Origin of the sequence: Kineococcus xinjiangensis, from assembly GCF_002934625.1 — a bacterium.
In the GTDB taxonomy this organism is placed as follows: domain Bacteria; phylum Actinomycetota; class Actinomycetes; order Actinomycetales; family Kineococcaceae; genus Kineococcus_A; species Kineococcus_A xinjiangensis.
Map to the genome: position 1 here is coordinate 1 of NZ_PTJD01000022.1, position 21,574 is coordinate 21,574.

At 72.5% G+C, this 21,574-nt stretch carries 27 protein-coding genes and 1 tRNA gene; 12 read left to right on the forward strand and 16 right to left on the reverse strand.

The window, feature by feature from the left end:
* Nucleotides 1–387 precede the first annotated feature (387 nt).
* Nucleotides 388–555: a hypothetical protein gene (locus CLV92_RS21705; RefSeq protein ID WP_158257357.1), complete on the forward strand. Its 168-nt coding sequence runs from the start codon at nucleotides 388–390 to the stop codon at nucleotides 553–555.
* Between the two features lie 110 nt (nucleotides 556–665).
* On the opposite strand, the gene CLV92_RS19875 is transcribed toward CLV92_RS21705, so the two are convergent.
* The 4 genes from CLV92_RS19875 to CLV92_RS19890 all read right to left on the reverse strand — a co-directional run bounded on the left by CLV92_RS19875 (nucleotide 666) and on the right by CLV92_RS19890 (nucleotide 3,702).
* Nucleotides 666–1,196: a hypothetical protein gene (locus tag CLV92_RS19875; RefSeq protein ID WP_146099694.1), complete on the reverse strand. Its 531-nt coding sequence runs from the start codon at nucleotides 1,194–1,196 to the stop codon at nucleotides 666–668.
* A gap of 207 nt (nucleotides 1,197–1,403) precedes the next feature.
* On the reverse strand, nucleotides 1,404–1,826 hold the full coding sequence (locus CLV92_RS19880) for a hypothetical protein (protein ID WP_104435710.1): 423 nt from the start codon (nucleotides 1,824–1,826) through the stop codon (nucleotides 1,404–1,406).
* A 215-nt stretch (nucleotides 1,827–2,041) separates the two neighbouring features.
* Nucleotides 2,042–3,142: a hypothetical protein gene (locus CLV92_RS19885; RefSeq protein WP_146099696.1), complete on the reverse strand. Its 1,101-nt coding sequence runs from the start codon at nucleotides 3,140–3,142 to the stop codon at nucleotides 2,042–2,044.
* Nucleotides 3,139–3,702 carry a SigE family RNA polymerase sigma factor gene (locus tag CLV92_RS19890; protein WP_104435763.1) on the reverse strand — a complete coding sequence of 188 codons (564 nt, stop codon included), beginning with the start codon at nucleotides 3,700–3,702 and terminating at the stop codon, nucleotides 3,139–3,141. Before CLV92_RS19890 ends, CLV92_RS19885 begins: the two co-directional genes overlap by 4 nt.
* 276 nt (nucleotides 3,703–3,978) lie before the next feature.
* On the opposite strand from CLV92_RS19890, the gene aroA reads away from it, so the two are divergent.
* Nucleotides 3,979–5,265, forward strand: a complete 1,287-nt coding sequence (gene aroA / locus CLV92_RS19895; protein WP_211291304.1) for a 3-phosphoshikimate 1-carboxyvinyltransferase — start codon at nucleotides 3,979–3,981, stop codon at nucleotides 5,263–5,265.
* A gap of 118 nt (nucleotides 5,266–5,383) precedes the next feature.
* Here aroA and CLV92_RS19900 read toward each other — a convergent pair whose 3' ends face one another.
* The 7 genes from CLV92_RS19900 to CLV92_RS19930 all read right to left on the reverse strand — a co-directional run bounded on the left by CLV92_RS19900 (nucleotide 5,384) and on the right by CLV92_RS19930 (nucleotide 9,013).
* The gene (locus tag CLV92_RS19900; RefSeq protein ID WP_146099697.1) at nucleotides 5,384–5,713 is read right to left on the reverse strand and encodes a hypothetical protein; all 330 of its coding nucleotides are present in this window, start codon (nucleotides 5,711–5,713) and stop codon (nucleotides 5,384–5,386) included.
* Between the two features lie 103 nt (nucleotides 5,714–5,816).
* On the reverse strand, nucleotides 5,817–6,395 hold the full coding sequence (locus CLV92_RS19905; protein WP_104435716.1) for a hypothetical protein: 579 nt from the start codon (nucleotides 6,393–6,395) through the stop codon (nucleotides 5,817–5,819).
* A gap of 2 nt (nucleotides 6,396–6,397) precedes the next feature.
* Nucleotides 6,398–6,550 carry a hypothetical protein gene (locus CLV92_RS21710; RefSeq protein WP_158257358.1) on the reverse strand — a complete coding sequence of 51 codons (153 nt, stop codon included), beginning with the start codon at nucleotides 6,548–6,550 and terminating at the stop codon, nucleotides 6,398–6,400.
* A 202-nt stretch (nucleotides 6,551–6,752) separates the two neighbouring features.
* On the reverse strand, nucleotides 6,753–7,070 hold the full coding sequence (locus CLV92_RS19915) for a hypothetical protein (protein ID WP_146099699.1): 318 nt from the start codon (nucleotides 7,068–7,070) through the stop codon (nucleotides 6,753–6,755).
* Nucleotides 7,071–7,124: 54 nt separating this feature from the next.
* On the reverse strand, nucleotides 7,125–7,358 hold the full coding sequence (locus CLV92_RS23260) for a helix-turn-helix transcriptional regulator (RefSeq protein WP_104435721.1): 234 nt from the start codon (nucleotides 7,356–7,358) through the stop codon (nucleotides 7,125–7,127).
* Nucleotides 7,355–7,927 (reverse strand): HD domain-containing protein, encoded by a 573-nt coding sequence (locus CLV92_RS19925; protein ID WP_104435723.1) that lies wholly within the window; start codon nucleotides 7,925–7,927, stop codon nucleotides 7,355–7,357. Before CLV92_RS19925 ends, CLV92_RS23260 begins: the two co-directional genes overlap by 4 nt.
* Nucleotides 7,928–7,939: 12 nt before the next feature.
* On the reverse strand, nucleotides 7,940–9,013 hold the full coding sequence (locus CLV92_RS19930) for a helix-turn-helix domain-containing protein (protein ID WP_104435725.1): 1,074 nt from the start codon (nucleotides 9,011–9,013) through the stop codon (nucleotides 7,940–7,942).
* A gap of 193 nt (nucleotides 9,014–9,206) precedes the next feature.
* On the opposite strand from CLV92_RS19930, the gene CLV92_RS19935 reads away from it, so the two are divergent.
* The 10 genes from CLV92_RS19935 (at nucleotide 9,207) to CLV92_RS19980 (ending at nucleotide 17,040) form a co-directional block, all read left to right on the forward strand.
* Nucleotides 9,207–9,470 carry a DUF6284 family protein gene (locus tag CLV92_RS19935; RefSeq protein ID WP_104435727.1) on the forward strand — a complete coding sequence of 88 codons (264 nt, stop codon included), beginning with the start codon at nucleotides 9,207–9,209 and terminating at the stop codon, nucleotides 9,468–9,470.
* Nucleotides 9,467–9,679, forward strand: a complete 213-nt coding sequence (locus tag CLV92_RS19940) for a hypothetical protein (protein WP_104435729.1) — start codon at nucleotides 9,467–9,469, stop codon at nucleotides 9,677–9,679. Before CLV92_RS19935 ends, CLV92_RS19940 begins: the two co-directional genes overlap by 4 nt.
* A complete protein-coding gene (locus tag CLV92_RS19945; protein ID WP_104435731.1) occupies nucleotides 9,676–9,933 on the forward strand; it encodes a hypothetical protein in 258 nt (85 codons plus the stop codon). Before CLV92_RS19940 ends, CLV92_RS19945 begins: the two co-directional genes overlap by 4 nt.
* Nucleotides 9,930–10,172 carry a hypothetical protein gene (locus tag CLV92_RS19950; RefSeq protein ID WP_104435733.1) on the forward strand — a complete coding sequence of 81 codons (243 nt, stop codon included), beginning with the start codon at nucleotides 9,930–9,932 and terminating at the stop codon, nucleotides 10,170–10,172. The genes CLV92_RS19945 and CLV92_RS19950 overlap by 4 nt, the downstream gene beginning before the upstream one ends.
* Nucleotides 10,169–10,636, forward strand: a complete 468-nt coding sequence (locus CLV92_RS19955) for an RRQRL motif-containing zinc-binding protein (RefSeq protein ID WP_211291305.1) — start codon at nucleotides 10,169–10,171, stop codon at nucleotides 10,634–10,636. The genes CLV92_RS19950 and CLV92_RS19955 overlap by 4 nt, the downstream gene beginning before the upstream one ends.
* A complete protein-coding gene (locus CLV92_RS19960; protein ID WP_104435734.1) occupies nucleotides 10,633–12,924 on the forward strand; it encodes an FtsK/SpoIIIE domain-containing protein in 2,292 nt (763 codons plus the stop codon). The genes CLV92_RS19955 and CLV92_RS19960 overlap by 4 nt, the downstream gene beginning before the upstream one ends.
* Nucleotides 12,925–13,180: 256 nt before the next feature.
* The gene (locus tag CLV92_RS19965) at nucleotides 13,181–14,269 is read left to right on the forward strand and encodes a bifunctional DNA primase/polymerase (RefSeq protein ID WP_211291306.1); all 1,089 of its coding nucleotides are present in this window, start codon (nucleotides 13,181–13,183) and stop codon (nucleotides 14,267–14,269) included.
* Nucleotides 14,266–15,363 carry an AAA family ATPase gene (locus tag CLV92_RS19970; RefSeq protein ID WP_211291307.1) on the forward strand — a complete coding sequence of 366 codons (1,098 nt, stop codon included), beginning with the start codon at nucleotides 14,266–14,268 and terminating at the stop codon, nucleotides 15,361–15,363. Before CLV92_RS19965 ends, CLV92_RS19970 begins: the two co-directional genes overlap by 4 nt.
* Before the next feature lie 52 nt (nucleotides 15,364–15,415).
* Nucleotides 15,416–15,676 carry a helix-turn-helix domain-containing protein gene (locus tag CLV92_RS19975; RefSeq protein ID WP_211291308.1) on the forward strand — a complete coding sequence of 87 codons (261 nt, stop codon included), beginning with the start codon at nucleotides 15,416–15,418 and terminating at the stop codon, nucleotides 15,674–15,676.
* Nucleotides 15,673–17,040 carry a tyrosine-type recombinase/integrase gene (locus tag CLV92_RS19980; protein WP_104435738.1) on the forward strand — a complete coding sequence of 456 codons (1,368 nt, stop codon included), beginning with the start codon at nucleotides 15,673–15,675 and terminating at the stop codon, nucleotides 17,038–17,040. Before CLV92_RS19975 ends, CLV92_RS19980 begins: the two co-directional genes overlap by 4 nt.
* Before the next feature lie 110 nt (nucleotides 17,041–17,150).
* Here the strand turns inward: CLV92_RS19980 and CLV92_RS19985 are convergent.
* The 5 genes from CLV92_RS19985 to CLV92_RS20005 all read right to left on the reverse strand — a co-directional run bounded on the left by CLV92_RS19985 (nucleotide 17,151) and on the right by CLV92_RS20005 (nucleotide 21,564).
* A tRNA-Pro gene (locus CLV92_RS19985) sits at nucleotides 17,151–17,224 on the reverse strand.
* 99 nt (nucleotides 17,225–17,323) lie between these two features.
* Nucleotides 17,324–18,874, reverse strand: coding sequence for a ribosome biogenesis GTPase Der (gene der / locus CLV92_RS19990; protein WP_104435739.1), 1,551 nt, complete (start codon nucleotides 18,872–18,874; stop codon nucleotides 17,324–17,326).
* Nucleotides 18,871–19,596, reverse strand: a complete 726-nt coding sequence (locus CLV92_RS19995) for a lysophospholipid acyltransferase family protein (protein ID WP_104435741.1) — start codon at nucleotides 19,594–19,596, stop codon at nucleotides 18,871–18,873. The genes der and CLV92_RS19995 overlap by 4 nt, the downstream gene beginning before the upstream one ends.
* A complete protein-coding gene (gene cmk, locus CLV92_RS20000; protein ID WP_104435743.1) occupies nucleotides 19,593–20,351 on the reverse strand; it encodes a (d)CMP kinase in 759 nt (252 codons plus the stop codon). The genes CLV92_RS19995 and cmk overlap by 4 nt, the downstream gene beginning before the upstream one ends.
* Before the next feature lie 91 nt (nucleotides 20,352–20,442).
* Nucleotides 20,443–21,564 (reverse strand): prephenate dehydrogenase, encoded by a 1,122-nt coding sequence (locus CLV92_RS20005; protein WP_104435745.1) that lies wholly within the window; start codon nucleotides 21,562–21,564, stop codon nucleotides 20,443–20,445.
* Nucleotides 21,565–21,574 lie beyond the last annotated feature (10 nt).

Sequence of the window (21,574 nt, forward strand, 5' to 3'; positions counted from 1 at the left end):
CCAGCGGGTGGGCAGCCGCAAAGAGAGCGTCACGCCGGGCACCTCGACACAGCCTGGCCGGGCCGTTGCCGTGCCACCAGTGAACAAGTAGCCGCACTCAGTGCGCGATCATGACGGCGCCTGGACGCCCGCCCCTGCCGAGGAACGGCTGCTCTGCTGCTGCTCGCGTGACTTGTTGCGGCTGCGCCGTACAGGCGCTCTACGTCAGCTGTGGCCGCCCCCTCGGTGACCTGCCTGCGAGCATGAGGACTGCATGAGCGCGGTGGCCACGCCTCCTCCTGTGCGCACGCGCTCCGGTGTCCTGCTGTCGGTGGGACGCTGGACCCGTCGAACGTCTCACCTCCTCGCTGCGAGGTGACGCCGAGGACACAAGGAAGGGAGTGAGTCATGGCTCTCGGCTGGGGCTTCATCCTGCAAGTGGCCATTTTCTACCTCGGCGTCCCGATCGCCCTCACCGTCTTCCTCGTGCGACTCTTTCGTCCCGCCAAGCGGGCTCCTCTGACCGAGCACCTCGACGCCCAGCACCAGACCAAGCCAGACAGCACGCACGGCTGAGGCCTCTTACATCCCTGCCTCAACCAGCAGCAGATGCCCGCCTTCGCCGCGATGAAGGCGCGATCACGACGGTCGGCGGCATCCGACCGTGCCGATCTGCGGATGTTCGCTCAGCCCGACATGGGGTGAGCGGCGCGACCCTGGAAAAGGTCATGCGCCTCGCTCCAGGCGGCGATGCGGGTCACCTGAGCAGGCGCGGGCTGAGAGGTGGCCGAGCCTGGCAGGCCTCCGGTGAACCAGTAGCGGTGATCGACAGTCTCCAGGAGCGCGAGGACGTCGAGGCGGTCGTCGACGAAGTGGGTGACGCCCAGCTCTTTGCACACGCGTGCCTTCTCCCGTCGCTCCCGTACGAAGTGCAGGTGGGACGCGTCGATGCCCGTGTGGTCGAAGAACTGGTGGTGGGCGAGCCAGGCGCGGGTGACGGCTTCGATGCGAGCCGAGGCCTTGGAGACCAAGTGCACCCGGCCGCAGAAGGGCCCCGCGTGGAGATGAGCCAGAGCCTCCAGCGCCCCGGGCACTGCCGGCGTCTGCAAGGGGCGCGACCCGAAGAAGGAGGTGTCATCGTCGTGGTCGGCCCTGGCGACGATGACACCGCCAATGTCGACGCCGAGAGTTGAAGGACTACGCACCGCCTCAGCCATGAGCATCAGTGTGCCCAGGCGGACCCGTCCGGGGCGTCGATGAAGGCTCGTGACTGGAGTCGGGTGGCCCCAAGGCCCGCACGACGAACGTCCGCATTCGCCGCTGGTGGGGCGCGATCATGACGGCCACCAGACGCCCTCAGCTGCTGATCTGCGGATGCTGGGCTACACGCGTCAGGTACCTGCCTGGTGGGAGGCCCTGCCGATCTATGAGGTCGGCTCGACCTGTCGCAGGGTGCCGTCAGCCTCGACGACCGTCTCCGCCTGCCACACGATCGGTTCACAGCCCTCCCCGTTGGGCTGGTAGCGGACAGGCGTCACGCTGACCGTGTCGTCCACCACCGTCTCCCCGGAGGCATCCACCACCCGCAGCCGGGCCTGGACGGCGGTGTCGTCCTGCAACGCGTCGTCGCGGACATAGGAGGTCGTCCCGTCCCCCGGCTGCACGATGCGGGTGTCACACACCTCCTGGACACAGGCCGTGACCTGCCAGGGCGCTCCCGTCGCGGGCAACGCCGAGAAGTCGAAGGTCACCCCGCTGGATGCGCCGATCTGCGTGCAGGCGTGCGAGGTGCACGACGTCGCAGCAACCAGGACCAGCAGGACCGTCGAGATCCTCAGCGATCGCACACCTGCAGGATCCGCTACCAGCCAGGGGCGGTCCAGGCGCAGCCAGCCAGCATCCGCAATTGCCGCGAGTGGGGCGCGATCTTCGTCTCGGAAGCGGTCGATTCCGAGACGCCGATCGGGCCTTGCGAAGAGCCGTGCGGTGGGTGCCAGTGAGGGCGAGCAGCCTCCACGTGCGGTGCTGTGGAGGCTGCTCACCCTCTTGTTGCGTCGGGTCGTCACCTGCCGTCGTTGAAGTCCTTGCTGTCACGGAGCTGCTGCACCAGTGGACCGAAGGTGGCCGGGTCGGGGCGCAGGATGGCACCGGTGCTGGAGAACAGCAGGTCGCAGCCGCCGGTGAGGTCCACGGCGAGGTAGGTGTACTCCCGCAGGTACCTCTGGGTGGGCGTGTGATCGGCGTTGTGCTCGTAGTCCGGTGTGGTCAGCAGGTCGATCTGCGCCTGCTGCCCGGGCGTGAGGACGCAGTCCGGCTCGCCGTGCACAAGGGGGGCGGTGTCGACGACCTCCTGCAGGCGGGCGAGCAGGATCGGATCGCGGGACTGACTCACCCACTCACCACTGGCCTCCGTCATCACCGCCCCGGCCACGGGGTTGCCGCTGGCGCGGGCGGGTGCTTGCTGCTGTTCGGGACGCGGCTGGATGGTGATGCTGTCCAGGAGGGCCCGGACCTGCGCCTCGTTCCCCGCGAGCTCCACCCGGACCCCGCGGGAGGGGACGCTGACGGAGGCGACGCGCTCGTCGGTGCTCCCGCCGCTGGGCGGTCCGCTGACGTAGGCCGGAACCCCGTCGATGAGCTGCACCCCTGGCCTGGCCGGCGCTCCTCCCGTCCACTGCCGCACGTCCTCGGGCTTGATGAGCGCGCCCGGGCCGCCGGACGGGGCGTCGCAACCGGCGCTGCCACTGGTCATGGGTGCGGCCACCACGGTGATCGCTCCCGGGGCCAGGCAGGTCCAGGACGAGCTGGGGCCGACCTTCGCTTCGTAGCCCTCCGCGGTGACCTCCACACCGTTGATACCGCGCTCACTGACCTCGACGCCCGGTGGCTCCCACTGCGGTGGAGGTGCAGGGGCGGGTGCCGGTGCGGAGGTGGCGGATCCAGCTGGCGGGGCCAGCCGGGTCCGGCTGGCTGCGTCACCGCCAGGGCCCGTTACGATCAGCGCAGCGGCGGTGCAGGCGGCGAGCAGGCCGGTGGTGGCGAAGGCAGCGGTGCGGCGACGGGCCTGCTGGTGGCGTCGCAACACGGCGGCGACGGGGTCGTGCTCGCGGGGGGTGGTGCGAGAGGCAGATTCGAGGAGGCCCTTGATGTCGAGGTCGTTCATCGTGCGACTCCGCTCTCCGGACGGGTGCCGGCATCGCGTCGGGGAGGGGCCTCGGCCTGCTGGGCCGTCGTGGCGCGCAGGGTGGCCAGGGCGCGGGAGGTGCGGCTCTTCACGGTGCCGACCGAGCAGCTCAGGGCCTCGGCGGTGTCCTGCTCGCTCAGGTCCAGCCAGAAGCGCAGCACCAGCACGAGGCGCTGCGGTGTGGGCAACTCGGCCAGCATCCGCTGCGCGTCCAGGTCGGCGTCGAGGTCGCCGTGCCCGGCGTAGGTGGTGTCGGGCAGGACGGCGGTGGGGGTCTCCCCACGCCAGCGGCGACGCCCGGCCTTGGCTGCCAGGCGGGTCATGACCACCCGGGCATAGGCCTCTGGATCACCGCCGGGGTGCAGTCGCCGCCACGCCTTCAGCACCTCCAGCAAGCCCATCTGGGCCAAGTCCTCACCATGGTGGGCGTCACCGCTGAGCAGGGTGCCCAAGCGGACCAGGGACGGGTAACGGGCAGCGGCGAAGTCAGCGAAGCCAGGAGGCCCCTGCCCCGCATCGTGGAGACGGTTGCGCAACATCACACCCCTAAAGGGACCGGGACTCCCCAGAAGGTTCCATCAAGCCGCAACCGATCCGCGGCCGTCCCCCAGTAACCGCACGTGAAGTCACCCCGACGGCAGCAGTGCGTCACCTCCACCCCGGGCGCACCGCCTTCCACGCCCCGGCGCAGCGCTCCCGGCGACTGCTCATGCCGCGATCACGACCGCCGACGAACGCCCGCCTTTGCCGATTTGCGGATGACGGGGGCGGGGGTGATGGATCGGGTGGCCGCTGGTGCCGGGCAGACTGGCGGGGTGCTGAGTGGAGCCGGTGACCTGCCCGACGTCCTGCCCGTGCACCCGGTGAGGAGTGCACCTGATGTGACGGTCCGGGTGCCGGGGTCGAAAAGCGTCACCAACCGGGCACTGCTGTGCGCGGCGCTGGCGCAGGGCACCAGCACGCTCAGCGGGGCGCTGCTGGCCGACGACACCCGCGCCATGCTGGACGCGGTCCGGGCGTTGGGCGCCGGCGTGGACCTGGACGAGGCCACCAGGACCGTGGTGGTCTCCGGCCTGGCCTCCACCGACGGGCTGACTGCCTCCGGGGGTGTCCACGTCGATGCTCGTCAGTCCGGCACGACCTCGCGGTTCGTGCTGCCGGCCCTGGCGTTGCTGGCCGGGCGCAGCGTTCTGGACGGTAGCGAGCAGCTGCGGGTCAGGCCCTTCGGCCCGCTGGTGGAGGCGCTGCGCCACCTCGGGGCCCAGGTGGAGGACCTCGCCCGGCCCGGCAACCTGCCCGTGGCCGTTAGCGGCCCGGTGCGTGGTGGGCGGGTCGCGCTGCCGGGGCACCTGTCCAGCCAGTTCCTCTCCGGGCTCTTCATGACCGCGCCCCTGATGCCCGAAGGCCTCTCGGTGGAGCTGACGTCCCCGCTGGTGTCGGTGCCCTACCTGGAGATGACCGCCGCGGTGATGCGCGCCTTCGGCGCTGACGTCGAGGGCCTGCACGTGCGCCCCGGTGGCTACCGCGGCTGCGACTACGCGATCGAGCCGGATGCCAGCGCCGCCTCATACTTCCTGGGCGCGGCGGCCATCACCGGCGGGCGCGTCACGGTGGAGGGTCTGGGCACCGCCAGCCTGCAAGGGGACGTGCGCTTCGCCGACGTCCTGGAGCGCATGGGCGCCCGGGTCGAGCGCACCCCTGACCGGATCACCGTGACCGGTACCGGCGTGCTGCGCGGGGTGGAGGTGGACATGGTCGACATCTCCGACACCGCCCAGACCCTGGCCGCCGTCGCCGTCCACGCCGAAGGACCCACCCGGGTGCGGGGCATCGGCTTCATCCGCGGCAAGGAGACCGACCGCATCGCGGCCGTGGTCACCGAGCTGCGCCGCGCCGGGATTGACGCCATCGAAGACGACGACGGCTTCACCATCCACCCCGGCACCCCCGCACCCACGCGGTTCGAGACCTACGACGACCACCGCATGGCCATGAGCCTGGCCCTGCTGGGCCTGCGCACCCCGGGCATCGAGATCGACAACCCCCGCTGCGTGGCCAAGACCTACCCCAACTACTTCCACGATCTTGCGCAGCTGAGCTGAGCTGAGCTGAGCCCGACCGCACGCCCGTCCATCTCGGCGTCTCCCTGCATCGGCTTCATGCACTCACGCAACGCCGATCCTGACGCGCGCTCACGCCGCTGTGACGGCGTGGCGAGGGCTAGGGACGGTCGATCGCGGCGAGTCTCTGCAGCACGCCGATTACGTGCGCCAGGTCGTGCCAGACGACGACCTCCGCCTCCTCGCCCTCCTCAGCGAGCCCACCGGCGGCCAGCTCTCGCACGGCATCGACGTCGTCCACCAGGCTGCCCAGCGTGCAGGCTTGCCCGTCCGGCACCGTGCCCGGGGCGTAGACGCTCTCCGCAGGCAGCACGTAATACAGGTCAGCGTCCAGGTCGACGACGTCACCGTGGCGGCGTTGCACCTCGCCGAGCACCCGGTCCAGCGCCGCTCGAAGAACGGTCATCGACACGCTGGTGGCCCCGGTCATCGCCTGAGGATGCCAGCCGATCTGAATCCAGCAGTCCGCCAACGCACCGTCATGCCGCGCGTGGGGCGCGATCATGAGCGGTCTGAGACGACCTGGACCGCCCTCAGGTCGGGTAGTAGCCCGTCCAGGAGGCGCCCGTCCACAGCTCGTAGGCGCCCGGCCGCGCAGGTGAGGGGTAGAGCCCTGGAGGGTCGTAGCCGGGCTGCGGCGCGGACTTCACCCGCCCGTCCCGGAGCAGGACCCAGGTGCCGCTGTAGTCCCAGGGCGGGCCAGCGTCGGTGTCGCGCACGTGGCTGCCGCCACCGATGTGGAACTGACCGAACACCTGCACGTGGGTGGTGTAGCCGTGCTGGAGCTCCTCGATGTTGCGCCTGCCCACGGCAACCCCCCACCGCCACGCCAGAACGAAAGGCGCCATCATCACCGGCAGCCCCAACCAGGGCAGGGTGTCACCGGAAGGCCCCGGCTCGGCGATCAGGTCGATGACCACCAAGGTCAGGGGGAAGACGATGGCGCACTTGAGCAACGCACGCACGAACATCTGGTGCGCCGTCAGCCCCGGTAGCAGTGGTGGCGGCAGGACCGGCACCTGCGGTGTCCGCCCCTGTGCCCGCGCCTCGGCGTAGCCGGGCACATCCCGGGGCCTGAGGTAGCGCAGGCCCCGGGAGCTGCGCGCAGACACCGTCAACCCCGCCCGGCGCGCAGGGGAGCACCCGTCATACGGCCCCGCAGGGCGCCGTCGAGAAGGGCGACCGCCTGGCCGCAGCCGTCGCCGCCCGCGTCGCCGCCCGCGTCGGCGACCTCGATGTCCACGATGTCCACGATGCCCTGCGGCACCGGCATCGTGGACGACGACGGCGCCGACATCAGCCGTTGGGACCAGCGCCGACGCCAGCCTGGTGCTCTTCCCCCCTCAGCGGAGGCGCGTGACCGCGTCGCTCCAACATCCGCCTATGACGCGCTGCGGGCGCGATCATGGCGCGGCCGACGACGCCCGACCGCGCCGATGAGCGGGTGGCCACGCGCAGCGATCAAGGCGTCACTTGATGCGCCCTCCAGGTGGCAGGACGTACTGAAAGAGCCGGCGGATCGGCATGCCTTCGCTGATCGTCAGCTTGACCGGCTCACCGTCCCACTCCAGCGGCCCGTCGACGTCGAGTCCGTCGTAGACGTCGAAGCGGATGACGCCGGGCATGAGCCACAAGTAGTGCGGATTCAGGTGGATGTGCGCGGAGATCGTCATGACCTCCCCTGTGTCGGGGTGCTCGATCACATCACCGTCGTAGAGGTCCCAGGCATCAACAACTTCGCCGGACTCAACTAGAGGCGCCACGGCTTCAGCCTGCATGAGGTCCATCGACACGTCACCGCAACGCGCGCCCATGCCGCCCTCAGGGTGCGATCCGACGGACTAAGCGGTCACCTCCGCGCTTCCCCGTTGGATACCGGCGCGAGGCCGCTGTCCAGCCCAGTCGCGCACATCGTCCGGCCTCCACAGGGCCATGCGGCCGATCTTGCGCGTGGGCTCGGGCATCTGGCGCCGGGCCAGGTAGGCACGCACGGTGGAGGTGCTGATGCCGAGGTAGCCGGCGACATCCTCGGTGCTCCACCAGTCCTCCGGCAGGTCCCGGCCGGGGTTCGTCACCGGTTGCGCCAGGCGAGCGGGGAGGTGGTCAGCGCCGCCTGGGCCAGTCGCTTGCCGAAGGGCGTCTGGACCTTGGCCAGGGAGGAGTCGATCCAGCCCTGGACGCGCTGGTAGCCGGCGTCGCGATACTCCACGGCCTGGATGAGGCACTCGATCCGGTCGGCGTCGCGGGCACAGCGGGCCTCGGCGGTCGCCTGGCCTTCGTACTCGGCGACGGCGTCGGTGATGGTGGTGGCGGAGGCGAGGGGCAGCGCCGCGACCTGGTCTGCGGTGATCTTCTCGTTGGCGGCGGCCTCGACGTAGGGCCGGGCGCTGTGGGGCAGGTCGGTGATCCGAGTCTCCTGTGAGTCGTGCCACAGGCCGAGGTACGCAGCGCGCTGCGGGTCGGCGCCCTCCTCTGCGGCGATGAGGGCCGCGAGCTGGGCGACGCGGAAGGAGTGCTCGGCTACGGATTCAGGGTCGCGGACCCCGACGTGCCACCAGCCGGAGCGGCGCACGCGCTTGAGCACGCCCATCTCGTAGGCGAATGCCGCGACGCTGCACGCCGCCTCGTCCGGGACTTCTGCCATGACCTGCTCCTCCTAGTGGTTCGCCAACTCGATGGCCGCCGAGAGCTTGGCCAGCTCCTTGCGGGATCGTTCGCTGAGGTCGATGACCCCGGCCTGCTCTAGCTTCTGCTCCGCCGCCTGTCGCAGGTGCGGGTGGTCGGCGAGCAGGTGCTGGCGGGCGCGGATGAGCGTCCAGAGGCTGTGGATGTTGAGGTCCGCGTGCCCCGGCGTGTCGAGCCGGTCGATGAGGTGCGCCATCACCTTCGTGCCGCCCCAGCTGCTCACGGGAGCCTCCAGGACGTCGTCATCGCGGGAGTGCAACTCACTGGACTCCCCCAGCCAGTAGGCCCAGTAGTTGAGGTTGGCCACGGCGTGCCGCTCGTGGGACAGCACGTGGTCGATGGCGTACCGCAACGGCTCCACATCGCCGTAGCGCGCCAGAGCCAGGGCGGTGGACCGCAGTTCGATCCCGGAGGACAGGTCGAGATCATCCGCGACGCGTCGCATCACGACCTGTCCTCGGGTGAGCAGCCAGTGCACGGTCTCCGGGCGTCGATCGAATCCGAGGAGGAAGACCGCCTGCCGCCTCAGCACGCTGTGCTCGGGGCCGCTGGCAAGCTCCGCCGTCACCCGCATGTGGTCGAAGAAGCGACGCTGCTCGGTCCCGCTGAGCAGCGGCCGGTCGGCAACGGGACCGCGCCGGCGCGCCTTCGGCAGCTCTCGCAGGACCAGCGGGGACAGGCCGGTGAACGGCCAGGTGATGAGGTTAACGAGGGTGCGCCGGTGAATCACGGCCGCGAGGGGATGCAGCTGGGGAGGGACTGGACGGTCCCCTGCCTCCAACGCGGTGCTCACGATGGTGTCCGCCTCGACGGCGGCCAGGAGCTGATCGGCTGCTCGGATGGGGCAGCCGAGCAGCGTGAGGCGGGAACGGAGCCCGAGGAGCTGGCTCGCGCGCAGCGAGCCGAGCGGGCGGCGGCCTGACTCCCAGCCCTGGATGGTGCTGAGGTCGACGCTCAGACGTTCCGCAGCCTCGGCCTGCGTCAGCTCAACCCCCTCACGCAGCACCTTGAACACGTAGCCCGCGATCACGGCGGACTCAGCCATGCGTCCAACCCCTCGTGAGTCGCAGTGTTCCGGCCCGCTCCCGCGCCGGGATCGGGCCGCCTTGCCTCGCTCCGGGTCCCCTAACGCGTACCCGTGGTCAGTCCAGGATTTCTGCCGCTTCGCCAAGGCTGATGTGCCTGCAGCGACACCCGCTGCTCTACAGCGTCAACGCTGTACAGCCTAGGGAGAATCGATGACGCCGCACAACCCTTCGAGTGGTCCGACGACCGCCGAGCTGACAGCGATTCAGGAGGAGTGGCCGCTGATCGCGGCCGAAGTGGAGCTGGTGGACGCCGAGAGCGCGCTGCTTCGGGCGGCCTCGGCCTCCTGCGAGCTGGCCCGGCGCAGGGTGCGCCGGGCGGAGGCACGCGTCGCGATGGAAGCCCGGGCGTGGGCCGCTCGCTGCGCGGAGACGACGAGCACGGCACCGGTGACGACTGCGGGGGTGGCGGCGTGAGCTTGGCGATCTTCGGCCTGTTCCTGTTGGGGGCACTGGTGGGTGGGTGCTGGAAGAACGGGCGGGCCACGTTCGTGGCGGTGGTGGCCGTGATGCTGGGCATGACCATCGCCGGATCGGATGGGGCGCTGTCCGGGGTAGCGGGCTCCCTCATCGAGGGTGTGCGTACCGCCCTGGATGCATTCGGCCGCAGCCTGTTTGGGGCGTGAGCGCCATGACGAGCATCGAGACGACTTCTCCAGACAGGCGGCCCTCGCGGCAGGGGCCGGCGTCGGTGGTGGTGTGCCTGGCGTGCCGTCTGTCCGGGACGGCGGTGGGCAGCGCCACGGAGGCGGAGTTCCTGGCCGGGGTCCATGACGGGCTGCACCACGCGGCCCGTCCGACCGCCCTGGCCGCACTCCTCACGGGGACGGTGGCTGTGTCCCCGACGGACTACGGCGAGGTCCTGGACGGTGCGGCGTGAGCGCGGCACCGGAGACGGCTCCGGGGCTGGGTCTGTCGCCGCAGGGCGCGACGGAGGTTCTGGCGTTGCTGCTGGCTCAGGTCGGCGCCTACGGCCTTGCCTGTCGCTTCGACGGCACGGCGGAGCGGATCGGGACGTACCGCGACGTCCTGGACGCGGTGGAGGACGTGGCCCTGGCGCTGGGCACCACCTACGCGGCCGTGCTGGAGCACCTGCGCCGCATCGAAGGCCGGTCGTGACCGCCCGGCGCCGTACCCGGCGGGTGCGGGTGTTCGCGGCGTCTGCGACGCCGGAGGCGGTGGCCGCCACCGAGGCCGGGGAGTGGCTGACGTATCGGTGGGGCTGCGCTCCGGACGGCTACGTCACCCGCCGCCAGCTCGGTGCGCTGGGGCTGTGCCCCGGTGGGCGCCGGCCGGGTGCGGAGATCCGCTGGGGCCGGGGCTTCAAGCGGGTGGCGTACCTGTACCGGGTCGCCGACGCGAGGCCGAAGCGGGTGCCGTCCGCCGCGCAGCTCGCCGCGCTGGGCAAGGCGATGGCCGCACGTCGGACCTGCACCCGCTGCGGGCGGGACGTGGGCTACTGCGTGCCGACGTCCACACGGGAGTGCGTGGACTGCATGTTCCCGGTCTCCGGCCTCGTCGCCGGAACCGATCGCGCCTGGGGCGCCCCGACAGCGACGCAATGGGCGGGGGAAGCGGCATGACCCAGCACCACGACGACCACGGCTACGACGACCACGGGCACGACGAGAACGCACGCGACGACGAGGCGGAGAGCGTGGACCTGAGCAAGGACGGCGGACCGGGGCGCAGCGTCGTCTGCGGTGTGGTGCTCCGGGGTGAGGGGGTGCGCGGTGAGGTGGTGGACCTGAGTGCGGCTCGCGCCCGCCGCCACTTGGACGAGGACCAGCACGACGACACCGGGGAGGGTGCGGAGGTAGTCGAGGGCGTCGTCCTCGACGCCGATGAGCTGGTGCGCAAGGCCCCGGCTGTGGCCGGTGCACGGTCGCGCCGGGAGCTGGTGCCCTCCCACCTCCTCGACCGGGAAACCCTGGCCGGGCTGGTGGCGGACTCCGCCCGACGAGCCGGGTTCACCGTGGCGTTCCACGCCCTGCGCCTGCCGCTGTACTGGCTGCGGCTGCTTCAGCTCGCCCCGCGCGGGGCGTGGCGCATCGTCCGGGCACTGTTCTGGTGGGCCTCGGACGGCAACGGCCGGCAGGTCCGCCGGGCGGTGGCGTTGGGTCAGGTGATGGGGTCGGCCGAGGCCACCGCCTTCCACCGGGTCTCGGAGCAGCACCGCGACCGGGTCCGGACCCGCCTGGCTGTGCTGGGCGCCGCCGTCCTCGCCGTGACGGTGGTGGGCTACGTGCTGGCGACGTCGCTGGCCGCGTGGGCGCTACTGCTCGCGGTGGGCACCACCCTCGCCGGGATCGGCGCCCTGGGCCGCAAGCCCGACGAACGGATCACCGGCTCAGCGGTCTCGACGTCGGCGGTGCCCCGGTTCACCTCCGATCTCATCCTGACCGCGCTGGGGTCGCTGGGGATCGCGGAGCTGAACAAGCACCTGCGCCTGGCCGAGGCGGGCAGGCCGGGTGGGGAGGGGGTGCGGTTCGTCGGCCCCATCCACCGCGACGGGTCCGGCTGGCGCGCCGACCTGGACCTCCCCCCGGGGGTGACGGCAGCCGACGTCATCGAGAAGCGCGACCGCCTGGCCTCGGGGCTGCGCCGCCCCCTGGGGTGCGTCTGGCCGGAGCCCGACGCCAGCCAGCACGAGGGCCGTCTGATCCTCTGGGTCGGGGACAAGGCCCTCTCCGCGGGCAAGCCGGTGCCGTGGCCGCTGGCCAAGACGGGCAAGGTCTCCCTCTTCGAGCCCTTCCCGATCGGGGTGGACCAGCGGGGGCGCCCGGCGACGTTGACGCTGATGTACGCCTCCATGGTCATCGGCGCGACCCCGCGGATGGGCAAGACGTTCACCCTGCGCCTGCTCCTGCTCGCCGCCGCCCTGGACCCCCTGGCCGAGGTCCATCCCTACGACCTCAAGGGCTCCGGGGACCTCTCCGCCCTCGAAACGGTGGCGCACCGCTACCGGGCGGGGGATGAGGAGGAGGACCTGGCCTACCTGATGGCGGACCTGCGGGCGCTGGTGAAGGACATGCGCCGCCGCTACACCGTGATCCGGTCCCTGCCCCGGAGCGAGTGCCCGGAGAACAAGGTCACCCCCGATCTGGCCGCCCGCCGGGAGCTGGGCCTGCATCCAGTGGTGCTTGGGATCGATGAGTGCCAGTTCCTGTTCGAGCACCCCGTCCACGGCAAGGACGCCGAGACCCTCATCACCGACCTGGTCAAGCGCGGCCCCGCGGTCGGGATCGTCGTCCTGGTCGCCACGCAGCGCCCCGACGCGAAGTCCCTCCCGACCGGCATCAGCGCCAACGCGATCCTGCGGTACTGCCTGCGGGTCATGGGCCAGACCGAGAACGACATGGTGCTGGGCACGTCGATGTACAAGGCGGGGATCCGGGCGACGACGTTCACCCGCTCCGACCTCGGGATCGGCTACCTCGTCGGCGAGGGCGCCGAGCCCGTCATCGTCAAGACCGCCTACCTGGACAACCCCGCCGCGGCCGCCATCGCCGCACGGGCACGGACCGCCCGCATCGCCGCTGGGCGCCTGACCGGGCACGCGGCAGGCATCGACCCCGACACCGACGAGAACGCCCCCGTGCCCACGGTGCTGGACGACCTGGCCGAGGTGATGGCCACCGGCCCGGAGAAGGAATGGTCCGAGGTGCTGGTGCAGCGCCTGGCCGAGTACCGGCCGGACGTCTACACCGGCTGGGACGCCGACGACCTCGCAGGCGCCGTCGCCCCCTTCGGGCTCAAGACCATCCAGGTCGGGCGCCGAGACGGCGCCAAGGTCCTCAACCGGCGCGGCCTCACCCAATCCGGTGTCCACGCCGCACTCACCGAACGTGACGACAAGCGCGGCGCCTGACCCGCACCGCACACCCTCGCGGGGCCGCTAACACGGCAACCACCCGTCGCTAACGTTAGCGGCCCCGCTAACACCCCTACGCCGCTGCTGACCTGCCTGTTAGCGCGTTAGCGCCCCACGCCACCGTGGGGGTGAAACCGCAGGTCAGCGCACTTTCCGGGCCGCCGCTCGAACCGCTAACCCCCACCGCCCCGGGCATTCCCATGCCCGCTCGCGACTACTCAACGTGACGAACTTGATGTGGAAGGAACCCCCCGTGTTTCAGCCCTCGACTACCCCTGATGACTCTTCGACCGCCCCTGTCTCCGACGTCCTGACCGCCGCCCTGGCCTATGCCGAGTCCGGGTGGGCCGTGTTCCCGCTGCGCCCCGGGGACAAGCGCCCCGCCTTCCCCGACCACGCCGAGCACGCCTGCACCGGCCGTGACCTGCGCCGCGCCCGCGCCGGACGGCACATCAAGTGGGAGGAGCGTGCCACCACCGACCCCGACCGCATCCGGGCCGCCTGGGGCTCCCCCGAGCACCGGAGCGGGAGCGTGTTCGGTCTCGGGATCGCCTGCGGCCCCTCGGGCCTGCTCGTCGTGGACCTGGACGTGCCCAAGCCGGGAGAGGAGGTGCCCGGCTACTGGGCCGACCGGCAGGTCCGCGACGGCACCGGAGTTCTCGCCGCACTCTGCACCGACACCCGCCGAGCGGTGCCGCACACGTTCACCGCCCGCACCGCACGCGGCGGCTGGCACATCTACTTCCGCCAGCCCACGGATGTCGCGCTGCCCAACACCGGGCCCGGCAGCCCCAACCGGCTCGGCTGGATGATCGACACCCGAGGCCACGGCGGCTACGTCGTCGCACCCCCCACCCGCACCACCACCGGCGTCTACCGGATCGTGCGCCACGAAGAACCCGCCCCGCTGCCCGGCTGGCTGACCGCCCGACTGCGCCCGGCGCCCCTGCCGCCCAAGCAGCCCATCACAGTGCGCCTGGCCGACGTCAGCGACACCCGCCGCCGCGCCTACCTCCAAGCCGCTCTCAACGGCGCGGTCCGCGCAGTGCTGACGTCCGCCGACCACGGCCACAACGCCGCTCTCTACGGCGCGGCGGTGCAGCTTGGCCAGCTCGTGGCCGGCGGGGAGCTGGACGCCGAGACCGTCCGGGCCGTCCTGCTGACGGCCGGGTGCCAGGTCGGGCAGTCCCAGACCGAGGCGGCCAAGACCATCGCATCCGGCCTGCGCCGAGGCGAGGACCGCCCCCGCTCCTTCGACACCACCACCGCCACGGCGGCCACCACGGCCACGGCAGGCGCGGCCACTAGGACGACGGCCACCACCGACAGGAGCGCGGCATGAGCAACGAGCGGGAACGCCCCGGGGCGCAGCACGCCCCGCCCCGCACCGGAGCACCTGGCCAGCACGGCGGCGACGGTCCACGGCTGCGTCCCGTCCGCGACGGGGAGGCGCCCCGCGCCTGGACTCCGCACCTGTGGGCGGCCGACACGCTGATGGCCACCAACTTCCCCGAGCCGAAGTGGGCGGTCCCCGGCGTCCTGTGTGAGGGCGTGTCCCTACTGGTGGGGGCACCGAAGGTCGGCAAGTCCTGGCTCTCGCTGGACCTGGGGCTGGGCGTCGCCTGCGGCGGCACCGCGTTGGGGACCATCGCCGTCCAGCCCGGCCCCGTGCTCTACCTGGCGCTGGAGGACACCCCCCGCCGCCTGCAGTCCCGCATGGCCAAACTCCTCCACGGCCAGGCGGCACCGGCCGGGTTGCAGATCGCCACCGACTGGCCGCCCCTGCCGGCCGGAGGAGACCGGGCCATCGCCACCTGGCTCGACGCCCACCCTGACGCGCGGATGGTCGTCCTCGACGTCTTCGCCAAGATGCGCGGACCCTCCCCGCAGGGGATGAGTGCCTACGACGCCGACTACGCCGCCGTAGGCCGCGCCAAGCGCCTCGCCGACCACTACGGCATCGCCGTCGTCCTGGTCCACCACGTCCGCAAGGCAGGCTCCGACGACTTCCTGCAAGAGGTCTCCGGCACCAACGGCATCGCTGGAGCCGCCGACGCCACCCTCGTCCTGCGCCGCCCCCGAGGGCAGAACGACGGCGTCCTGCACGTCACCGGCCGCGACGTCGAAGAGACCGAACACGCCCTCGTGTTCCAGCCCGAGACCGGCCACTGGACCATGTCCGACCGCCCCGCCGACGAACACGGCCTCCACGACACCCGCGCCGCCATCCTGCGCCACCTGCGCACCCACGGCCCCGCGAAGCCCGTCGCTATCCACGACGCCATCGGGCAGGCCACCGGGCAGAGCCGCGAGCACGTCCGACGCACCTGCGCGCGCATGGCCGAGAGCCGGCAACTTCACGTCGATCCGGGCGGTGTCTACAGCGCCCCGGGCGACTGGCAGCAACCCGTCGTCCCCGAGACACCCTCGGACTGACCCACCTGACGCACCTGACCCACCCGACCGGGAAAGCCTTCTGAGGAGAGCCGTGCGCAGCACCAGGACCACCACGCCGCCCGCCCCGTCCGCCGTCACTCCGATCACCACAGGGAGCCCCGTGCAGCCCTTCGACGGCCTGCCCGTCCTCATCTCCGTCCCCCGCGCCGCCCTCATCCTCGGCTTGAGCCGCGCCAGCGCCTACCGCCTGGCCGCCTCCGGCGCCCTACCCACCCGCCGCCTCGCCGGGCGCGTCTACGTCGTCACGGCCAAGCTCGCCGCCTTCGTCAACGGTGAGGAGGTGGCAGCGTGAGCGGGCAGCGCAGCATCCCCGGCCTCACCGTCTACCCACGCGGCAAGACCTGGGCCTACCAGGTCGAGGGCGAGCGGCATCCCCTCACCGGGGAACGGCAGCGCAAGTACAAGGGCGGCTTCCCCACCGAACGCGAAGCCTGGACGGCGGGCGTAGACGCCCAGAAGCGCGTCAACCAGGGGCAGGTGCCCCACAACCGCCGCATCAAGGTCCGCGACTTCCTGGAGCAGTGGCTGGAGGCCACCCGACCGGCGCTGAAGGCCACCACCCACGCCAACTACCGCAACATGGCCGAGTTCTACGTCTACCCAACCCTCGGCAACCGCTGGCTGAGCGACCTGAGCGTGCAGACCCTCAACGCCTTCTACCGCCACCTCAGCGAGCAGGGCCGGGTCCGCACCGACACTGGCACCGCCATGTACGAGATGTGGACAGCCCGCCGCGACGAACGCGGCGGGTTCGGCCCCCTCCCTTCCGAGATCGCCGCAGCCTGCGGCACCTCCAAGGCCGCCGCCCGAGCCGCCACCATGCGCTTCCGGCGCGGACGGGTGCCCACCCCGACCACGCCGGGCCTCTCCCCCAAGAGTGTCAAGCACGTCCACGCCCTGATGCGGCGGGCGCTGCGCGACGCGGTGGCGTGGGAGTGCCTGCTGTCCAACCCCGCCGCGCACGCCGTCCTCCCCCGCCGACGCGCTGAGACGCCCGTACAGCGCACCGCACCGTGGACGGTGGAGGAGCTGGCGCGCTGGCTCCGGGTGGCGCTGGAGGACCGCTACGGCGGCTTGTGGGTCCTGGCCGCCACCACCGGGCTGCGCCGTTCCGAGCTGGCAGCAGTGCGCCGGACACGCCTCGACCTGGAAGCGCAGACCCTCACGGTGGAAGACACCCGCGTCGTCATCAACGGGCGGGTAGCGGACTCGGACGGCAAGACCCGTTCCGGGCGACGGATGATCGCGCTGGACGACTTCACGATCAAACATCTGCGGGCCTACTTGGCCGGCCTCGACGCGGAGCGGGAAGCTTTCGGCGCCAGCTACCCCGATCACGACCACGTCGCCGTCAGCCCGGAGGGACGCTGCCTGAGTCCGGACACCTTCACGCGGCGCTTCAACCGGCTGGTGGACCGCGCCGGGGTCCCTCGCATCCGCCTCCACGACATCCGGCACACCTACGCCACCCTCGCCATGGACGCCGGCGCCGACCCCAAGACGCTGAGCGACCGGATCGGTCACGCCAACACGAGCATCACCATGCAGGTCTACACGCACCGCTCCACCGGCAAGGACCGCCCGCTGGCGGAGCGGATGAGCGCCCTCATCCAGGCCGCCCTCGATGCCGAGCAGGACGCCGTAGACGCCTCTTGAGGGCCGGTTGGCTACACATCTGGCTACAGCACAGGCTTCGCGAGCCCTCCTGCGGCAAAGCAAGAGGGCCCAGGCTTTCGCCTGGGCCCTCTGACCTGCTGCCTTACCTGTCGGGCTGACAGGATTTGAACCTGCGACCCCTTGACCCCCAGTCAAGTGCGCTACCAAGCTGCGCCACAGCCCGATCCGGCCGGAGCGCCCGAGAGCGCTTCGAACCGGTGAGGAGCTTACCGCACCGGAGGCATCCCCTGGCACGCGGTTCCCCTCGCCTGCCGTCCCGACGTCAGCGCTTGCGCTTCTCCCGCACCCGGACGCTGACCTCGATCGGCGAGCCGGCGAAGCCGAACGTCTCCCGCAGGCGGCGCTCGATGAAGCGCCGGTACCCGGCCTCCAGGAAGCCCGTCGCGAAGATCACGAAGCGCGGCGGGCGGGTCGAGGCCTGGGTGCCGAAGAGGATCCGCGGCTGCCGGCCGCCGCGCACCGGGTGCGGGTGCGCCGCCACCAGCTCGCCCAGGAAGGCGTTGAGCTTGCCCGTGGGCACGCGCGTGTCCCAGGACTCCAGCGCCGTGTCGAGGGCCGGGACGAGCTTCTCCAGGTGCCGGCCGGTCGCCGCCGAGACGTTGACCCGCAGCGCCCACTGCGTCTGCACGAGCTCGCGCTCGATCTCCCGCTCCAGGTAGTGGCGGCGTTCCTCGTCGGTCAGGTCCCACTTGTTGTAGGCGAGGACGAGGGCGCGCCCCGACTCCTGCACCATGCTCACGATCCGGATGTCCTGCTCGCTCATCGGCTGGCTGGCGTCGAGGAGGACGACCGCCACCTCCGCCTTCTCCAGCGCGGCCTGCGTGCGCAGGGACGCGTAGAAGTCCGCGCCCTTCGTCTGGTGCACCCGGCGCCGGATGCCGGCGGTGTCCACGAAGCGCCACTGGCGCCCGCCCAGCTCGATCAGCTCGTCCACCGGGTCGCGGGTCGTGCCTGCGGTGGCGTCCACCACCACCCGCTCCGAGCCGGCCAGCTTGTTCAGCATGCTGGACTTGCCGACGTTGGGGCGCCCCACGAGCGCCACCCGCCGGGGACCGCCCACGGCGACCGCCCCGCCGACCTGGGAGACCTGCGGCAGCACGGCCACCGCGGCGTCCAGCAGGTCACCGGTGCCGCGGCCGTGGACCGCGGAGACCGGGATCGGCTCCCCCAGGCCCAGCGACCACAGCGCCGCCGCGTCCGCCTCGCCGCGCTGGTCGTCGACCTTGTTCGCGGCCAGCACCACCGGCTTGCCGGAGCGGCGCAGCAGGCGCACGACCTCCTCGTCCGTGGCGGTGGCCCCGACCGTGGCGTCCACGACGAAGACCACGGCGTCGGCCAGCTCGATGGCAATCTCCGCCTGCTCGGCGACGCGCAGGTCCAGCCCGACGACGTCGCGCTCCCAGCCGCCGGTGTCGACGAGGGTGAAGTCCCGCCCGGCCCACTCCGCCTGGTACATGACGCGGTCGCGCGTCACCCCCGGCACGTCCTCCACGACGGCCTCGCGGCGCCCGAGGATGCGGTTGACCAGGGTGGACTTGCCGACGTTCGGCCGCCCCACGATCGCCAGCACGGGCAGCGGCCCGTCCGGACCCTGGTGGCCGCCGTCGCCGTGCTCGCCGTCGAGGAGGGCGAGGTCCTCCTCGGACAGCTCGTACTCGGCCAGGCCCACCCGCAGCGCGCGCTCGCGGCCCGCCTCGTCCTGGGTACCCGCCTCGTCCTGAGCGCCCGCCTCGTCCTGCGGGACGTGCTCCTGCCCGCCGGGCTCCTGCTCGTCGTGGCCGTCCTGCTCGTGCAGTGCTTCGTCGGAACTCACCTGCCACCTCCGGTGACGTCGTCGGAGGCGAGCTCGCCGAGTCCCAGCTCGTCCTCGCGCATGTCGTGCGGGCGCTGGGTCCCCGTCAGCGCCAGCGAGTCCATCACGTGGGCGGACAGGCGCGTGCGCACCTGCTCCGCGGCCGCGGCGAGCGCCACCCGGCCCGGCACCCCCGCCTCCTTGCTGACGGTGAACGGCTCCCCGAAGCAGAAGTGCAGCTTCCGCCGCGGCGGGGGCAGGGCCCGGGCCCGCTCCCCCGGCCGGTGCGCGCCCAGGCACGCCACCGGCACGACCGGCGCCTGCGACTGCAACGCCAGCCACGCCACCCCCGAGCGCACCGAGGAGGCGTCCCCCGCACCGCGGGTGCCCTCGGGGAAGACCCCCGCCGCCCCACCGGACTGCAGCACGGCCAGCACGGCGCTGAGCGCCGCCCGGTCACCGTGGCTGCGGTCGATCGGGATCTGGCCGGCCCGCGTGATGGCCCAGCCGATCACGCCCTTGAACATCTCCTGCTTCACCAGGAAGTGCACGTCCCGCGGCGCCACCGCGAACAGCAGCGGCCCGTCGAGGATGGAGGCGTGGTTCGCGGCGAAGATGACCGGCCCGCTGCGCGGCACCCGCTCCGCACCGTGCACCGAGGAGTTCCACACCCCGTGGGCCAGCAGCGTCCCGACGTGCTTGGTCCAGCGCCGGGGGGTCTGCACGTCGACGCTGGCGCTCACTGCGGAACCGCCGCGACGTGCTCGACGATCCCCAGGAGCGCCACCACGGTGCCCTCGAAGTCCAGGTCGCTGGAGTCCAGCGTCACCACACCGTCGGCGGCCACCAGGAAGTCGGTGGTGCGCGAGTCCACGAGGTCGCGCTGCACGACGGCGTCGCGCACCGCCGCCACCGCACCGGAGTCGGCCGAGCCGAGGTCCTGGCGGGCGCGGCGGGCGAGGCGCACGTCCTCCCGGGCCGTCAGCAGCACCCGCACCGGAGCCTGCGGGGCGACCACCGTCGTGATGTCTCGGCCCTCCACGACGACCCCGGGACGCCGGCCCGGCGCCGGCACCGCGCAGGCGGCGTCGATGAGGGCCCGCTGGCGCAGCACGAGGTCGGCGCGCACCGCGGGCACCGACGCGACGGCGCTCACCGCCGCCGTGACCTCCGCGCTGCGGACGGCCTCCGTCACGTCGACGTCGCCCACCGCCGTCGTGGCGGCGTGCGGGTCCGTGCCCATCACGAGAGGGACCGAGCGCACGTGCGCGGCGACGGCGGCGCCGTCGGTGAGGTCCACACCCGCCTGCAGGCAGGACCAGGTGGCCGCCCGGTACATGGCGCCGGTGTCGAGGTAGGCGGTGCGCAGTCGGTCGGCCGCGGCGCGGCAGACGCTGGACTTGCCGGAGCCGGAGGGGCCGTCGACCGCCACCACGAGGGGCGCGGGAGGCGTCAGCGGACCGGGGGCAGCAGAGCTGGGACGTTCGGGGTGGGGCACCGTCGAAGGCTAGTCGACACGCGAGCGCTCCCCGCACGGCAGCGTCGCGCACCACCCCGGCCCCCTTCGGCCCGCCCCCTCCCCGGGCCCGTCACTCCGGGACGGTCCACCCCCGCGCGCGTAGGGCGTGCTGCAGGCGCTCCGCCGCGGCTGGCAGCACGGCGATCTCCGCCAGGGCCACCCGCTGGCCGGGCGAGTGCTCCAGGCGCAGGTCCTCGACGCTGACGCCCTCCTCGCCGACGTCGGTCAGCAGCCGCGCCAGCTCGCCCGGTGCGTCCGGCACCACGACCAGCACCGGGGCGTAGCGGGTCGGCGCGCTGCCGTGCTTGCCTGGGATGCGGTCGCGCCCCAGCCCGCCGTCGGCGATCGCCCGGGCCAGCAGCCCCCGGGCGCCGGGCGCGGCCGGATCCTCCGCGAGGGCCTCCAGCGCGCCGATGACCTGGTCCAGGTCGTCGCGCAGCGCGCGCAGGACGGCGGCGACCGGCCCGGCGTTGCCCGTGAGGATCTGCACCCACAGGGCCGGGTCGCTCGCGGCGATGCGGGTGACGTCCCGCAACCCCTGACCGGCCAGGCCCACGGCCACGTCCGGCGCCTCGCGCAGCCGCGCCGCCACCAGGCTCGCCGCGACCTGCGGCGTGTGGGACACGAGCGCCACCGCGACGTCGTGCTGCTCCGGGGGCATCTCCACCGGCATCGCGCCGCAGTCGAGGGCCAGCGCCCGCACCGCCTCCACCGCCGCGGCCTCCGTCTCCGGCGCGGCGGTGATGGCCCAGGGCCGCCCCGCGAAGATGTCACCGCGGGCGGAGACGGCGCCGGAGCGCTCCCGCCCCGCCATCGGGTGCCCACCGGCGTAGCGGGCCAGGTCGGCGCCGCGCTCCCGCAGCTCCCGCAGCGGCTCGCCCTTGACGCTGGCGACGTCCGTCACTACCGCCCCCGGCCAGCGCTGCAGCTCCGCCGCGACCACGTCGGCGACCACGTCGGGCGGAGCAGCCACCACCACGAGCGCCGGCTCGGCGGCGTCGGGAACCTCCGCGTGCACCCGCCCGGCACCCATGTCCCGCGCCAGCGCCATCGCGGTGGGCGACGGGTCGCTGAGGAGCACGTCGACGCCACGCGCCGACATGGCCAGGCCGATGCTGCCCCCGAGCAGCCCCGTGCCGACGACGCGCACCGGCCCCCGGGTCAGGGCCGGGGAGGTGGGGTCGAGGGTCACCGCGCGGACC